This window comes from Pedobacter sp. KBW06 (genome assembly GCF_003852525.1).
Classification (GTDB): Bacteria; Bacteroidota; Bacteroidia; order Sphingobacteriales; family Sphingobacteriaceae; genus Pedobacter.
Genome location: NZ_QAJL01000001.1, coordinates 1 through 16,227, shown reverse-complemented (window position 1 = coordinate 16,227; position 16,227 = coordinate 1). Strand labels below are relative to the sequence as shown.

Annotated in this window: 9 protein-coding genes and 1 pseudogene; 7 read left to right on the top strand and 3 right to left on the bottom strand. The window is 42.6% G+C overall.

Features of this window, described 5'->3' with window-relative positions; translation table 11 throughout:
* Positions 1 to 45 precede the first annotated feature (45 nt).
* The 3 genes from DBR43_RS00050 to DBR43_RS00040 form a co-directional block, all read right to left on the bottom strand.
* The gene (locus DBR43_RS00050) at positions 46 to 891 is read right to left on the bottom strand and encodes a mechanosensitive ion channel family protein (protein ID WP_124576707.1); all 846 of its coding nucleotides are present in this window, start codon (positions 889 to 891) and stop codon (positions 46 to 48) included.
* Between the two features lie 143 nt (positions 892 to 1,034).
* Positions 1,035 to 1,448, bottom strand: coding sequence for an EamA family transporter (locus DBR43_RS00045; RefSeq protein ID WP_124576705.1), 414 nt, complete (start codon positions 1,446 to 1,448; stop codon positions 1,035 to 1,037).
* Between the two features lie 17 nt (positions 1,449 to 1,465).
* Positions 1,466 to 3,859 (bottom strand): outer membrane beta-barrel family protein, encoded by a 2,394-nt coding sequence (locus DBR43_RS00040; RefSeq protein WP_124576703.1) that lies wholly within the window; start codon positions 3,857 to 3,859, stop codon positions 1,466 to 1,468.
* A gap of 181 nt (positions 3,860 to 4,040) precedes the next feature.
* Between DBR43_RS00040 and DBR43_RS00035 the strand changes: the two genes are divergently transcribed.
* The 7 genes and pseudogenes from DBR43_RS00035 to DBR43_RS00005 form a co-directional block, all read left to right on the top strand.
* Entirely contained in the window at positions 4,041 to 4,784 is a 744-nt protein-coding gene (locus DBR43_RS00035; protein WP_233602789.1) for a phosphatase PAP2 family protein, read from the top strand.
* 89 nt (positions 4,785 to 4,873) lie between these two features.
* Positions 4,874 to 5,632: a phosphatase PAP2 family protein gene (locus DBR43_RS00030; RefSeq protein WP_124576702.1), complete on the top strand. Its 759-nt coding sequence runs from the start codon at positions 4,874 to 4,876 to the stop codon at positions 5,630 to 5,632.
* Positions 5,619 to 6,869 (top strand): TolC family protein, encoded by a 1,251-nt coding sequence (locus tag DBR43_RS00025; RefSeq protein ID WP_124576701.1) that lies wholly within the window; start codon positions 5,619 to 5,621, stop codon positions 6,867 to 6,869. The genes DBR43_RS00030 and DBR43_RS00025 overlap by 14 nt, the downstream gene beginning before the upstream one ends.
* Position 6,870: 1 nt before the next feature.
* Complete coding sequence (locus DBR43_RS00020; RefSeq protein WP_124576700.1) at positions 6,871 to 7,809, top strand: efflux RND transporter periplasmic adaptor subunit; 939 nt, start codon at positions 6,871 to 6,873, stop codon at positions 7,807 to 7,809.
* Positions 7,810 to 7,811: 2 nt separating this feature from the next.
* Positions 7,812 to 10,838: an efflux RND transporter permease subunit gene (locus DBR43_RS00015; protein WP_124576699.1), complete on the top strand. Its 3,027-nt coding sequence runs from the start codon at positions 7,812 to 7,814 to the stop codon at positions 10,836 to 10,838.
* Positions 10,839 to 11,085: 247 nt separating this feature from the next.
* Entirely contained in the window at positions 11,086 to 11,922 is an 837-nt protein-coding gene (locus DBR43_RS00010) for a siderophore-interacting protein (protein ID WP_124576698.1), read from the top strand.
* 1,069 nt (positions 11,923 to 12,991) lie between these two features.
* A pseudogene (locus DBR43_RS00005) lies at positions 12,992 to 16,227 on the top strand (hypothetical protein); the annotation flags it as partial.

Below are 16,227 nucleotides of genomic sequence, written 5' to 3'. Positions count from 1 at the left end.
ATCAGCTGAAATTAAAAGAGCCGCAATTTGCGGCTCTTTTAATGATTATTCCGCGCCAAGCGCGGGTGTTGGGGTATCTGAAATCACATGGATCTCACGCTGCGGATAAGGAATACCAATGTTATTTTTATCCAGTTCCTGTTTGATCAATTGATAGTTTCTATGATAAGTTGGCCAGAAATCTCCGTTTGCAGACCAGGCACGGGTGGTGAGGTTTACAGCATTGTCTCCCAGGGCACTAACGAGCACTACCGGAGCAGGTTCTTTGAGCACAAGGGGATCTGCAGCCAGGGTTTTTAGAATCACATTTCTGGCCACATCAATATCTGAATTGTAGGAGATGCCAATTACATATTCCGCCATTCTGTTCTCATTATCGGAAACATTATTGATGACCGCATTTGCCAAAGGTCCGTTTGGTGCATACAAAGTGGTTCCGTTTTTCGCTTTCAGGGTCGTATACAGGATGTCGATCTTTTGAACCGTTCCTTCTACGCCATTGCTGGAGGAAATGAAGTGCCCGATTTTGAAGGGTTTAAAAAGCAGGATCAGTACACCACCTGCAAAATTGGAGAGGCTTCCCTGCAAGGCCAGGCCAATCGCCAGACCGGCAGCACCGAGAACAGCCACAAAAGAAGTGTTTGGAATCCCAAGTGTCGAGGTTACAGTAAGCAATAAAAGGATGTAAAGAATGGCCTTTAGAATGCTAAGCAGGAAATTCGTAAGTGAGCTGTCAATTTTGCCCTTGTTTAAACGGTTCGTTAAAAAACGAAGCAGGAATTTGATTAGCCAGATGCCTATTACTAAAACAAGGATCGCACTTATAAAAGAGGGGAGGCTGTCAATTAATCTGTTCAGTAAGCGTTCTATACCGATTTCTAAATTAGTCATATTGTATTATTTTTCAGTTTTAATGGGAATAACACATTTATAATGCCATTTCTTTAATAAAGGGGCATGTTTTAATCTCGTGCTGCCGGATTTTCTGGATTCGGATCAGGGGTTTTTCTCAAAGCAACCCGGGTTGAACAAGACTACAGGATCATCACAATCGTTCCGCCAATGATCATGACTGCCCCGATTGCCGTTTTAATGGTCAGTGGCTCACCAAGAAAGAGAACGGAAAGAATCAGTGCCATGGCCACACTGGCTTTATCAACCGGGGCTACCTGGGAAACTTTTCCCATCTGCAGGGCCTTGAAATAGAAAATCCAGGATAAACCCGTCGCCAGACCGGAAAGTACCAGGAAGGTCCAGTTTTGTTTGGTCAGCCCATGAATGCCATTGGCTTCCTGTTTCCAGAATACAATTGCCCAGGCAAGTAATAAGATCACTACTGTCCGGATTGCCGTAGCGAGATTCGTATCTATTCCTTTAATGCCAATCTTGGCAAGGATAGCCGTTAAGGCTGCAAAAAAAGCTGATAGTAAGGCGTAGATCCACCACATATTTTGATCATTAAGCGTTATAAACTGTTGTCAAATTGCAGGTCTTTCTTCTTCTTTGTGATTCCGAAATTATAACTGAAACCTAAATATACGATTCGTGAATTACTTTTAACGCGGATATCCTGGACCAAAAGCGGCCCCTGCAAAGAGAGTACCTGTCGCTGGGACTTAAAAATATCGGAAGCGGTCAGGTATACAGAGGCCTTTTTTGCAAGGACTTCCTGCCTGAATCCAAGATTCATCACGAAACTGGGAAGGTATTTCCCTTGTGGCGTCAATTTGGATGATTTATAACCGGAGTTGACCTGTAAAGTGCTGCTGCTGGTAATGGAATAGCTGGAATTGAAATTGGAGCTCCAGGAGAAGGTCGACTTTTTAGCAGAATAACCCAGGTTTGCGGCATCAATTTCATTATAAAAGACATTTCCCGTCAGATTGATCATCAAATGCCTGCCAATCGTTGCAGAAAAGACCAGATCTGCTCCAAAAGTCCTGTCGGCGGCCAGGTTTTGCTGTCGCGTCACCAGAACAGAGTCATTGAGTGGCTGTGTTACCGCGGTAAATCTATTTTGTGTATAGCGGTAATAGATCCCGGGTAAAACACTGAACACATTATTGCTCCATTGATAACCGGTTTCTATGGAATGGATGATCTCCGGCAGGAGCAATGGATTTCCGACCCTTACATTGGTCGGATCTGCATATTCTGCAAAAGGGTTGAGCTCATCGGCTTCCGCCCTGCGGACCCTTTTGCTGTAGTTGAGTTGTAATTGTTTATGCTCGTTTAATTTATAAGTAAGGTGTAAACTGGGGTGGAGCTTGAAATAATGGTTTGGTATGCTGGTATTTGTCGTGATCAGTCTGGAATTCAGATCGGCATATTCGGCTCTCAGTCCTGCCATGAAAGAGAATTTCTGGTATTCATCCGAGAATGTTCCATATAAAGCATGTACATTCTCCTGGTAAATAAACCGGTTTGTCTTTTGAGGATCGGTCAGGAATTGTTGTTGCGTAGCGTTATAGGCTTCTCCAAAAAAATCAAGGTCTGATTTGTTAAACTGTCCGTCATATCCCGCTTCAATTTTGCGATGTTCGGATAGTGGATTTTCATAAGCGAGGGAGAGGTGCTGCTGGTCTGAATTTTGTTTTATAATTGTGTTGTCCCGCTGTTCAGCAATCAGAGGTATGCTAAAGGTATTTTTATACTGGTTGTTTTCAATTTCCGGCGAATGTGCGACATCGAATTCCAGGCGGAGTTTATGGTCTTCCTTCCTGAAGGTATGTTCCAGGTAAAAAGCGGCATTGCTCTGGCTTTCCTCTTCAAAATTTTCTCTTTTCCGATCATAGGATTGATTGCCTGTTTCAGATTGGATCAATTTATGGCTTAGGTCATGTTTATGCATATTCCTCAGATAATAACTTCCCGACAGTCCGATTGTAGTATGTTCGTTTAGGTTGTAATCGATCCCAAGATTGGCGATATTGGAAAAAGGCCGGGAGTTCGCGGTAATGAGGTCCTGGTAATAAGAGGTGCCAGCAGGGGCTTCATTGATTTGACTGCGGTTATTGCTGGTCAGTCTTGTTCTGTCGTCCTGTTTGATGCTGTAACTTCCAAAGAGATTAAATACTCCGGGATTGTAATTCAGGGTCGCATTTGCATTGTACCTTTTTTCGTTTCCTCCATTTACCGTTGCACTGCCATTTAGCCCCCGTTTGGTGTTTTTCTTTAGGATGATGTTAATGATCCCTCCGGTACCGTCGGGTTTGTATTTTGCCGAAGGATTGGTGATCACCTCTATCCGTTCGATGCTGTTGGCGGGAAGTTGTTGTAATGTTGCAGCGGCATTCTTACCCATTAATGGGGATACTTTTCCATTGATCAGAATCGTGGTTGCCGCATTGCGAAGTGTCACATTTCCATCCAGGTCTACCTGTACCAGGGGCACATTCTGCAGCACTTCCGCGGCAGAGCCTGATTTTGCAGTGATGTCCTGATCTACATGGTAGACCTTTCTGTCCAGTGAATTGCTGTAAATGGCCTTTTTTGCACTGATGCTAACTTCCGTTAAAATTTTAGCACCACCATCGAGGGACAAGTTAATTTGAGCGGAGGCATGTTGGGTGTCGATGCTAAAGAAAGCACTTCTCCGGTTAGAATAGCCTACAAATCCGGCCTGAAGGTAATAATTCCCTTCCGGAACCCCGGTAAACCTATAAATGCCTTTGGCATTGGTAACCTGATTGGCAACCACCGAACTGTCTTTACTGCTTTTCAATAAGATGTTGGCAAATTCAATGCCTTGCTGGCTTTGGTGGTCTGTTACTTTTCCGGTAATCAGTCCTTTGAACTGAGCCTGACTGAGTAGTGGAAATGAAAAAAGGAGAAAGCAGAAAATGGAGTAATTGCGCATGCAGGGTTCAATATTTATGCATAATTAGGCTGCAATTCTGTAGCATTTTTGTAGTTCTCAGAATTTTATTGCATTTTGAACCTTCAGTATGATTGTCAGGCTAATGTTTGATTGCCATCTGCAAAGTATAACTTCAGATTTCCTACAAAATTGGGGTATAGTTTTGATTTAGAATTTTATAATGATGGTGAGACTGAAGTGTGTCCTTTTATTAATCCTGTGTTTTCCTTTACTGACCAGAGCACAGCAGGCAGATTCCCTGGCAAAGAAAAATACCTTTCGCATTGCACCTTTTATTATCCCAACCGTGTTTATCGGGTATGGGCTAATGGCTAAGGGGGATAACTTTATCAGAGACCTGGACCGTACTACTAAAAACGAACTTCAGGAAGACCATCCGTTCTTCTCTAAAAGCGCCGATGATTTTATGCGTTACGTGCCTGCACTGGCAGTTTACGGGTTAAATCTTGCGGGTGTAAAGGGCAGGCATAGTTTGCTGGATGCGACAGGGAATTATGTGGTTACGATGGGAATTATGACTGCCGCAGTGTCGATTGCCAAAAAACAATCCCACCGCCTTCGTCCTGACGGCAGTAGTTACGACTCTTTTCCTTCCGGACATACGGCAACTTCTTTCGCTTCTGCGGAATTCCTGAAACAGGAATATAAAGATGTATCCCCATGGATTGGTTATGCAGGGTATGCCGTTGCAACGACGACGGGGATCTTCAGGCTTTACAACAACAAACATTGGGTAAGTGATGTCGTTGCCGGTGCAGGGGTTGGAATCCTTTCGGCAAAAATTGGCTATCTCGTGTATCCACATTTGAAAAAACTGATCATGGGCAGAAAGCAAAGCAATTTTAACCTGATGCCTGCTTATCAGGATAAAGCCATGGGCTTTTCTTTTTCCGGAAGATTTTAGCGCATAAAACGGCTTCTTCAGAATTCCTTCATTTTCGCTACAGAATTCCTACATATTTAGGCAATAGCTTTAGATCATAATTCTATGATATGAAAAAGTTCCGTTGTCTGTTAATAGCATGTTGTTTGCCTGGTTTTCTGTTTGCGCAGGTTCAGCAGCCTGATTCTTTAGCTGTAAAAAAAGCAGCAGAAAACACCTTGAAAATTAAATCCCTGATTATTCCAGCGGTATTTATTGGCTATGGAGTGATTTCTTTAGGAAACAATGCCATCAGAGATCTGGATAAGACGACAAAAAATGAGCTTCAGGAAGATCATCCTTTGTTTGCTGCCCATGTGGACGATTATTCGCAGTTTGCTCCCGCACTGGCTGTTTTTGCCTTAAACCTTTCAGGAGTCAAAGGTAAACATAGCCTGGCAGACGCTGCCGGGATTTATGTGCTGTCTTCGGCCATTATGGGCGGAACGGTATCCACTTTAAAGAGTGCTTCGCATCGGCTGAGGCCAAACGGGAACGGCTACAATTCATTTCCTTCCGGACATACGGCGAATGCTTTTGCAGCAGCAGAGTTTTTAAATCAGGAATATAAAGATGTTTCTCCATGGTATGGCTATGCGGGGTATACGGTGGCAACAGCTACCGGAGTTTTGAGGATGTACAACAACAAACACTGGCTCAGTGATGTGGTTGCAGGAGCAGGATTTGGGATTTTATCGACCAAAGTAGCCTATTATCTGTATCCACGTTTAAAGAAACTGGTATTTGGTAAAGAGACGAAAGTGAATTACAGTATGGCGCCGTTATACCAGGATAAAGCAATCGGACTTTCCTTCCATGGCACATTTTAGAAATACAAGCTGCCTGTTCCTGGCCCTTTGCCTGAGTTCATTCTTCGGCAAGGCGCAGTCTCCTGTAATCAGGAGCCTGGATTTTTTTGTGGAACAGGGGTTAAATGCGAGTCCATTATTAAAAGACAATAAGAACCAGCAAAGGAGCAATAAGATCGATAGCCTGAGGTGGCGGGCAGCGTACCGGCCGCAAATGACCGCCAGTTCTACAGGTTTGTACGCGCCGGTCTGGAAGGGTTACGGTTTTGATCAGGCCTTAACAAACGGACAGGCACTGGAGGCACTGCTTACAGTCAATTATGCGATCATAGGCAAAGGCCGGATCAAAAATCAACTTGAGCAGTTCAAACTTCAGCAGGATTCCCTGCAGTTTGCTGGTAAATGGTCGGAACTGGATTTAAGAAAAAATATTGCCGATCAGTTCCTCAACGCCTTCGCCAGTCAGCAGCAAATGGAATTCAATAAGGAGTTGTATGAGTTGCTGAAAAAGGAAGAGCAGATTTTAAAAAAACTAACCCGGGCAAATACCTATAAACAATCAGAGTACCTGACTTTCCTGGTGACCTTCCAGCAGCAGCATTTGCAATGGCGCCAGTCGGAAATGCAGTTTAAAAATGATTATGTAACGCTCAATTACCTCTGTGGGATTTCTGATACAACTTTTGCGCATTTACAGGCGCCTGTCCTCAAGCCGGTTTATCCTGCGGAGCATATATTTTTCAGGCAACGTTTTAAACTGGATAGTCTCAGAAATGAGAATGGAAAGAAGGCGGTAAGTCTGGATTATAAAACTAAGGCCAGTGTCTATGTAAACGGGGGGTATAACTCTTCTTTCGCCTTGCAGCCCTATAAAAATTTTGGGACAAGCGCAGGGTTTACGATCTCTGTGCCCATTTACGATGGTCATCAGAAAAAGATGCAGTTGGATAAGCTGAACATCCAGCAGGAAACCACGCTTGGTTACCAGCAGTTTTTTGTACAGCAACAGGAACAGCAGATCCGTCTTTTGCAAGGTCAGATTCTGGAAACGCAAGGCATGGACAACCAGATTAAGGAACAAATCCGTTTTGCCAAAAGCCTGATCGAGGTAGACAGCAAACTGATGCATACCGGCGACTTAAAAATTGCGGATTATATCATCGCCATTAACAATTACCTCTCCGCAGAAAACCTCCTTCGTCAAACAGATATCAGTCGCCTGAAACTCATTAATCAACTTAACTACTGGAACAGATAACATGAAGAATCAACTCAAAATTAAATGTTCAATTGGGATCCTCTCTTCCGTTGTATTGCTGCTGACGGCCTGTGGGAATGGAGCGGACGCTACTGCAACAGACGAAAGCGGGAATATGGAAACTCCGGTAAAGCTGACTACGATAAGTCAGGGAGATCTGGTGTCTTATGTGAACTTAAATGCGACCTCTGTTTATCTGGAGAAAAGTTACATCAAAGCGAGTATCAGCGGGTACCTGCAGGGAAATACGGTAAAGGTGGGGGATGTAGTGAGTAATGGCCAGGTATTATTTAGCCTGGTGACGAAAGAAGCGAGAGCGATAGGCAATTCCGTGAATCAACTGGACCCCGGCTTTAAATTTTCCGGATTGTCTAAGATCAGAGCTGCCCAAAGTGGTTTTATTTCCTCCGTAAGCCATCAGAAGGGAGATTATGTGCAGGAGGGGGAAGCCCTTGCCGTATTGAGTAATAAAAATAGTCTGGTTTTTCTATTAGACCTGCCTTATGAAATGAGAAAAATTCTGGCCGGTAATCAAACTGTAATGCTCAGTTTGCCGGATGGTGAAGAATTGAAAGGAAGTGTCGGAAGGGCTTTATCGTCGGTAGATTCTCTGGCACAGACCCAACGTTTTATCATTCATGTTTCAGCAGGGCATGACATTCCCGAAAACCTTGTCGCAGGGATAAGACTGGTCAATACCTCCAGTCCCAAGGCCATCACACTTCCAAAATCGGCTGTATTGAGTAATGAAACGGAGGATGAGTTTTGGGTGATGAAAATGCAGAACGACTCGGTAGCGGTAAAAGTTACGGTGAAGAAGGGACTGGACGAGGGAAAAAAGATTGAAATTTTATCTCCTTCATTTAGCGCAAAAGACCGGTTTATTCTTACCGGAAACTATGGATTGGCAGATACGGCGAAAGTTAAAATCATCAGATAGCCATGAAAAACTTTTTTATCTCCCATAAAAATCCACTGATTGTAGTCCTGCTGCTGATCCTGATTGGTGGTGGCTATTCTTATACCAGGCTTAAAACTGCGCTGTTTCCGGAAATTACTTTTCCGAAGATAAAAATTATAGCAGAGGCAGAGTTACAGCCCGTAGATCAAATGATGCTTACGGTAACCCGTCCTCTTGAAAATGCAGTAAAGCAGGTGCCTGATTTGAAACTGATCAGAAGTGTGACGAGCAGGGGCAGTTGTGAAATTTCGGCTTACATGAATTGGAATGCCGATATCGACCTGAGCCAGCAAAGGATCGAATCGCAAATGGAGAAGATTAAAAATGCACTCCCTGCGGGCCTGAACCTCTCGGTAGAAAAAATGAACCCTGCCATCCTTCCGGTAAGCGGTTACACTTTGGAAAGCAATACGAAATCACCGATTGAATTGAAGCAGCTGGCTACTTATACAATTAAGCCCTTTTTATCTCAGGTAGAGGGTGTTTCAGAAATCCGCATCATCGGAGGAAAGGCGAAAGAGTACTGGGTGCAGCTGGACATTCAGAAAATGAATGCTTTAGCCATTACGCCGGATCAGATCACTGCGGCAATGGCGCAAACTAATTTTGTGAAATCCAATGGTTATGTGTCTGATTTCAACTACTTGTACCTTTCTGTTACCGATGTAACGTTAAAGAATAAAGCAGATCTTGAAAATCTGATGGTCAGTAAAAAGAACCATAGAATCGTTATGCTGAAAGACCTGGCTACCATTCGCATTAGTGAAGCGGTAGAATATACCAGGATCAATGCCAACGGTAAAGATGGAATCCTGATCACAGTGATCAAACAACCGAATGCGAATCTGGTGGACTTATCCACGCAGATGGAGCAAAAAGTAACGGAGCTAAAAAAGATTTTGCCGCAGGGAGTAACGGTTAAGCCTTATTACCTGCAGGCGGACTTTGTAGAACGATCTGTAAAAAGTGTGACCGATAGTTTGTGGGTTGGTCTGGGAATGGCCATCCTCGTGGCCATCATCTTTCTTCGTGCGTTAAAACCAAGTCTGACGATATTAATTGTGATTCCCATCACCCTTGGTTTAACATTGATTTGTTTATACCTGATCGGCTATTCCTTAAACATCATGACATTAGGGGCCATTGCAGCCGCCATCGGCCTGATCATCGATGATGCAATTGTGGTGGTGGAGCAAATTCACCGGACCCATGAGGAACACCCCGGGGAGGCCACATCTGGATTGCTCAAAAAAGCAATTGATTATCTTTTTCCTGCGATGTTAGGCTCTTCGGTCAGCACAATTGTGATATTTATCCCATTCGTACTGATGACGGGTGTTGCAGGGTCTTATTTTCAGGTGATGACCAATACCATGATTATTACACTGATCTGTTCTTTCCTGGTCACCTGGATTGGATTGCCTGTGATTTATCTTCTGCTGACAAAGCATCAGGAGGGTAACGATCATGCCATCGTTCAAAGGCGGGTTGCTACAGGAACAAAGGTTGGCGATTTCATTTCTTATTTTATTCAGAGGCCTTATATCAGTATTCTTTTCCTGCTGGTCCTTGTTTTGAGTATCGTATTGGTTTATCCGCGTTTGCAAACTGGTTTTCTTCCGGAAATGGATGAAGGAAGTATTGTGCTGGATTATAAAAGCCCTCCGGGAACTTCTCTGGCAGAAACAGACCGAATGCTGAGAGAGGTGGAAAAAATGATCGTCAAAATTCCAGAGGTACAAACCTATTCGAGGCGTACAGGTACGCAGATGGGTTTTTTTATTACGGAACCCAATACCGGAGATTATCTGATTCAGCTGAAAGCGACAAGAAACAGGACTTCTGATGAGGTCATTGACGAGATCAGGAGGAAGATTGAAAGTACCCAACCGGCTTTAACAGTGGATTTTGGTCAGGTGATTGGGGATATGCTGGGCGATCTGATGAGTTCAACGCAGCCTGTTGAAGTTAAAATATTTGGCACAGATGAGGGAAAGCTTCAGGAGCTTTCAAAAAAAATAGCTGGCATCATTTCGAAGATTAAAGGAACTGCAGATGTGTTTGATGGTATTGTGATTGCCGGTCCGGCAGTCAATATCCGGCCGGATTATGCTGCCCTGGCACAATTTGGCATTGCACCAGGCGATTTTCAGTTGCAGGTGCAAACGGCAATGCAGGGAAATGTAATCGGAAATGTATTTGATAAACAGCAACTGTCGCCGATAAGAATGATATACCCCGGGAGCCGGGAATTTGGTATTGCTGATGTTGGGCGGCTCCATATATTTATGAACAATGGAAAAACGATCCCAATCAATTCTTTAGCAAGTGTACAGATTAAGGCGGGGGAGGCAGAGATTGTAAGGGAAAATTTGCAATCAATCGGGTTGATCTCTGCGCGTCTGGACAATAGGGATTTGGGAAGCGTGATGAAAGATGTGCAGGCCCAGGTGTTGGCAAATGTCCAGCTTCCTAAGGGATATCACGTTGAATACGGGGGTGCTTATGCGGAACAACAGCAATCGTTCCGGGAGCTGCTGATTATTTTAGTGCTTTCCTGTTTGCTTGTGTTTAGTGTGATCCTGTTTGTGTTTAAAGATTTTAAGATTGCATTTATCATTTTACTGATCGCTGTTATGGGGATCTCTGGAAGCTATCTTGCTTTGTTTATGAGCCACACGCCTTTAAATGTAGGCAGTTATACCGGATTGATTATGATTGTTGGCATCATTGCTGAAAATGCGATTTTTAGTTTTTTGCAGTTTAAGCAAGGACTGGAGAGCAGGAGTGTAGATGAAGCATTGGTGTATGCCATTTCGACAAGATTGAGACCTAAATTAATGACGGCCTTTGGGGCAATGATTGCTTTGAGTCCACTGGCATTGGGAATAGGGGCAGGAGCACAGTTGCATCAGCCCCTGGCGATCTCCGTGATTGGAGGTTTCATCGTCGCGCTGCCGCTATTGTTGATTGTATTGCCCAGCCTGATCCGAAAGTTTTACCGCTAGGGTTTGAAAATAGTAAGGGGTTGAACTTCCCGGAACAACCCCTTTGTCGTCGACATCCATCGAGTAAGAATAAATTAAACCCAAATATAGAGGGCGGGTAAAGTCTAAAAAATGATCTTCGTCACAATTTTTAAGAAATGTAATCTTAAGGTCATTCCATGTAATATTATTGTGTTATTATTTGTAATCGTTCTAAATAATCGGAATTTGCAGCGTTTATTTAGTAAATTAATTATTACTTACCATTATGGAAAAGAAAGAAAATATAGCTGCACAATTTATTACAGCAACGCTTTACCTAAAAAGCAGGGAGTATATTACCCCACATTATATTAGAATCACGCTTACAGGGGATGATGTTTATAAGTTCAGTATTGCTACAGTCGGTGTGAACAATAAAATTTACATCCCACCTGCGGGTTTAAATGAGCTGCACTACCCGAGCTGGGATTTTGAAGCAGAAAAATGGGATATGCCACCAGTAGAAGTTCGCCCGGCAATCAGGACCTATACCCATCGGGGCATCGATCTGGAAAAAAATGAAATGATCATTGATTTTGTCGCTCATGGCGATAATGGACCTGCTTCTGCATGGGCAATGCATGCGGAGCCTGGAGCAGCACTGGGCGTAACCATGAGGGCAAAAGAAACGGAATTGTATCCTAAGGCCGATTGGTATTTGCTGGTAGGAGACGCAACAGCAATTCCTGTCCTGGGTGCAATTCTGGAAGACTTGCCTGAAGACGCGGAGGGAGTTGCGTATATCGAAGTGGAAAGCGAAGCTGATGAACAGGAGTTAAAAACAAGATCAAAGGTTCAGCTGAACTGGATCCATAATCCTTTAGCAGGCGAGGGGACTTTTCTTTCCGATGCCGTTCGCCAGGCAAATTTGCCTGAAACAGAGGAGATCCGAAAATTTGCTTATGTGGCTGCGGAATTTAAAACGGTGAAAACGGTGAGACAGTACCTTCGTAATGAAGCTTTCTGGACCAGAGAGGAGTTTTATGCTTACTCGTATTGGAAATCCGGAATATCGGAAGATGGCTCTGAAGTAGACCGAAGGGCAGAACATCAGGAAAAGTAATACAATTTGTAATTGCAATAATATCTTGTAAATTTAGTGTAATTACTTCTGAATATATTATACATACTTCATGCGGTAGTTTTATATCATTGTACGCTTTTATAGACTCATTTTGCTCTCCAATGAAAAAAATAGCACTTTATATTGCCGGATGTATAATTGCTGTATGCAGTATGTTTCTTTCTACTTTTCTTATCGCGCTCTTTTCCGGCGATCCCGTTAACTATAATTTTGACCGATACTTCTGGATCGCCGTGCTTTCTTTTGGTTTATGTCTCGGTTATTTTCTTTCAAGAGACAAAATTTCTGATTATTGGACTGATGATTAGTTCAGATCTTTAGCCTTATCTTATCAATTCTTCATTTAGATTTTACAGCTCTATTTATGTAGTCTATATATTCCAGTTTGTGATATTTAGCGTATTTTAATAAATTTAAATTAATTTATTATAGACTAATTGTTTCATTTATTTTTAATAAATGTTCTTTAAGGTTTCTTTTAGATTTTATTTTGACTATATTTTTCTATAGTTTCTTTTAGATTCGTCATTGGTTGACCAAAGACCAGGTTTTTCCTTCTTCTAATTTTTGTGATTTGTAGTGTTTGTTGTTATTGGCATAACAATATGTTCACATTTTTGTAGGTATTGATGACCCCAATGTGGGGAATTAATTCTACTAATGTTCCCAGTTGAATTTATTTTTTATTCCTAATGGTTTTGGAGTATTTCTGAAATGTCCCGCTTTATGCGCTATTGGCAGTATTTTAAAGATTTTTAATTTGTTGGTCTGATTTTTATTAAAAAATTTTCACTTTTACGGCATTATTTAATGAAATGACCAAAATTCTGAGTAATTTGGTAGTAATAAACACAGTTAATCTTTAAGAAAATTTGCTGGGGGGCTGATCATCTTGAGAGAAAACGCATTCATTTTGCCGGATCTGTCCGATTGCATTGATGCTCTTAAAGGAGAATAGGCCTGTATAATCAATGTTATGCTAAAAGTGCTCCGACGTATTCTTATATCTATACCTAAGAAATTACACTTTCTGTTTATATTTTGTTTGTTGGTTAATTTCTCGGCTGTTTATGCGGAGGGAAGCAGGGATTTATACCCGGCAACTGCGACAGGAAACCGAGCCTTTTTGTATTGTAACACCACCACTAGATCGTCTGAATCCTGGCCTTTTAAAACCCCAGGTACGCATTATGTGTATGTAAAATCCGGCGAAATTATTGCAGCCGGTTCAAGTGCACAGGGGTATGGACAGGGAGTTATACGTTTTACCACGCCAACTGGTGATGTTTATACCTCCAATGTAGGAGGTAGTACAGGTAGGATTAGAAACCGGACTGACGAGCTTAACGGTCCTAAAATTGGAAGTGGTAGTGGATATACTCCTTTTGAAATGAGTGTGCCTGCGTCTATGGAAGGAGTTTGGAAAGTTGAATTTATTGCCCCTGGAGGAGCCGGAAATAATGGTCTTATCGCCCCTAGTATACTTGCAACGGCTAACTGGTCTCAGCCAGATTTAACGGATGAAAATATTAATTTAATTGCGGCATGGGATGTTTCGGTAAGGGCAAGTACTGCAACCGAATGGTTAAAAGGAAGGGTTTTTGCTAATGTTTTAAACCTTCATTTGAATGGTACATTTTTAAAGAGCCGGGCTTACTTTGCCACACATTATATTTTGACAAAAGATGGAAGAGCCTACCGGGTCCAGACAAATGGAAGTAATGGTGTTGGTTTTACCTTTTTTTCCAATAGTAATGGATTCGCTGTAAATTCTGTTCCTATTTATAAAAGTTTAAACGAATCCAGCTATGAAGGTATCCTGGCGTATACGCATAACCCAACCGGGCCCGACGATGGCGCGAATGTTACCCATAAAATATTCTATAATAAGCCCCATCCCGGCTTGCCTGTTAAAGCGCCAACAGCAGCGTTTTTAGGGCAGGATACCTGGTTGAAAAATCCTGCAGAATTACCAAAAATCACCAACCTGACGATAGTTGGGGTAGAAGGAACTGTAGGACTTGCGGGTATGAACGGTGCGTATATAAAATTTAAGTCCAGTGCAGTCGGAACATATAGGATTACTATACCTGTATCAACTCCTGCCGGTCCCGCGGATCGTGTCATCATAGGCGTTGCCACTCAAGGTAATAATGTTGTTTTCTGGGATGGTAAAGATGGTAAAGGAGCGTTTTTAAAAGACGGTACATTCATCAGTAAACTCAAAACGAAATTGCTATCTGCGGAGGTGCATTTTCCATATATTGATATGGAAGTAAATCCTTTAGGATTAATTATTGAGCTTACAGATAATACAACCAATTACGATGTGCTTAATCTGTCGACCGACGAATCCGTTTATAGCGACCGAACTTATTGGGATGACTCGGATATTACAGGTGCCGGAAGTTATGCTGAGTCGTCAAACCCGGTTTATACTGGGGTTAATGGGGCTTCCAGTAGAACTGAAGGTCATAAATGGGGCAGTTACAATAATACCGGTGGCTCTGGTAATTCAGGTACCGGATTAAATAGCTTTGGAAATGCCAAGTCTCTGGATACCTGGGCATACATTCAGGGAAGTGAGGAGGATACTCCAGTTGATCTTGTGATTAAAGTTGCAGATCTGAAAATAGAAAGTGTTGTTCCGGACCTTAGTACTTTAATTCTGAATAAACAAATTACTTATACTGTCCGCGTGAAAAATAGTGGCCCCAGTGCTGTCTCAGGTGCCCCTTTTGCTTTTAAAGCCCCTCCCGGATTTGAGGTGACAGACGGAAGTTTTTCAATTGCAAGCGGAGAGGGAGCAGTTAATAATATCCTCAGGTTAGCGGGTGATTTTAGTGCGGTATTGGATCTGAAAAACAACGCTGTTGTTGAGTTTAAAATCATTGTTAAATCAGCGACGTCGTCTTTAACTTATCCACTTTCGGTAGAGGCAAGTATCCTTCGTCCAGCCGATATTACTGATCCGGATGCCACACATCCCATTCTAAATCCAGATCCGGATGTGATCAATGCACCTTCAGATCCTCACCTGGAATGTAAGAATGGAACTTTACAGGAAGTTTGTAATAACATCAAGTACAATAATGTTATTGTTCAAGAGCTTTGTCCGGGTACTCCAATTGTTCCAATTGATTTTGCAGGTGTGTCTGGCGGAGCAGTTGAAATTATCGGAGCGCTTCCCAGTGGTTTGGATCCTGCTTTTAGTTCTGGAAATAATGTTTTGAAGATTACAGGGACACCAACGGCGTCTGGCACTTTTACGCTGGGTACCGTGGGTAGTGAAAGAGAAAGGACGACTTATCTTATTAAGGTAAATCAACCTCCGGTTCTTCAACCATTAAATAATGTTTCCGTTTGTGAAGATAAAAATGCAGTCTTCACTGTGACTGCTACAGAGTCAGATAATACCTATAAATGGCAGTTTAATGATAATAAGGGCGCTGGATGGCAGGATTTCGCTGCTGATGCTACAGGTGTTAGTGGAAGTAATACGACATCGATTACGTTAAGTAATGTCCCTTTCACTTCTAATGGTAAGCAATTAAGGGTTATCGTTACCTCTGCATTAGGGTGTAGTTCGGTGTCTTCTGTTGCAACACTAACGGTTAATAAATTGCCGGAAAGCGCTGTGGTTCTCCCATGGGATGCCCAGTTTTGTATCGGAGGGACGGTGACATTGACTGCAAATGGAGATGCTGTGAGTTTTCAGTGGTTTAAAAATGGAGTTGCGATTGCCGGTGAAATTAACCAGACTTATACAGCGTCAACGGAAGGGGATTATCATGTTGTGTTAAAGAATGATAAAGGATGTGAAAGCTCAGCCTCCAATATAGTTTCGGTTAATGTATATCCTGATCAACCTAAGCCGGTAATCACTTCAGAAGGAGATCTTACTTTTTGTTCTGGTGGAGTCGTGAAGTTAAAATCGAGTTCTGCGACCGGTAACCAGTGGATCAAAAATAACAGGCCTATTGCTGGCGAAAATAAGCCGGAATTGACAGTTTCTACCCCTGGAACCTATCGGCTTGTGGTGACAAATCCTTGTTCCAAATTATCTGATGAGATTATAATAACTGTAAATCCAATTCCTGCAACACCATCAGTTGAGGTAACCGAAGGAAACCTGACGTTCTGTACGGGTGATCAGGTGATCCTGGAATCCAATAAGGCTCTAGGCAACCAGTGGTATAAAAACGGGGAATTGATTGTTAGTGCGGTATTACAAAAATATACCGCTAAGGAAAGCGGCACTTATACGGTTGTTGTGACCGAAAA

What these genes read in the sequence shown, in the direction of transcription:
- DBR43_RS00030 (WP_124576702.1), top strand. Translation starts at nt 4,874, where the DNA reads ATGAAAAAGTTCCGTTGTCTGTTAATAGCATGTTGTTTGCCTGGTTTT.
- DBR43_RS00040 (WP_124576703.1), bottom strand. Translation starts at nt 3,859, where the DNA reads ATGCGCAATTACTCCATTTTCTGCTTTCTCCTTTTTTCATTTCCACTA.
- DBR43_RS00015 (WP_124576699.1), top strand. Translation starts at nt 7,812, where the DNA reads ATGAAAAACTTTTTTATCTCCCATAAAAATCCACTGATTGTAGTCCTG.
- DBR43_RS00025 (WP_124576701.1), top strand. Translation starts at nt 5,619, where the DNA reads ATGGCACATTTTAGAAATACAAGCTGCCTGTTCCTGGCCCTTTGCCTG.
- DBR43_RS00050 (WP_124576707.1), bottom strand. Translation starts at nt 891, where the DNA reads ATGACTAATTTAGAAATCGGTATAGAACGCTTACTGAACAGATTAATT.
- DBR43_RS00045 (WP_124576705.1), bottom strand. Translation starts at nt 1,448, where the DNA reads ATGTGGTGGATCTACGCCTTACTATCAGCTTTTTTTGCAGCCTTAACG.
- DBR43_RS00010 (WP_124576698.1), top strand. Translation starts at nt 11,086, where the DNA reads ATGGAAAAGAAAGAAAATATAGCTGCACAATTTATTACAGCAACGCTT.
- DBR43_RS00020 (WP_124576700.1), top strand. Translation starts at nt 6,871, where the DNA reads ATGAAGAATCAACTCAAAATTAAATGTTCAATTGGGATCCTCTCTTCC.
- DBR43_RS00035 (WP_233602789.1), top strand. Translation starts at nt 4,041, where the DNA reads ATGATGGTGAGACTGAAGTGTGTCCTTTTATTAATCCTGTGTTTTCCT.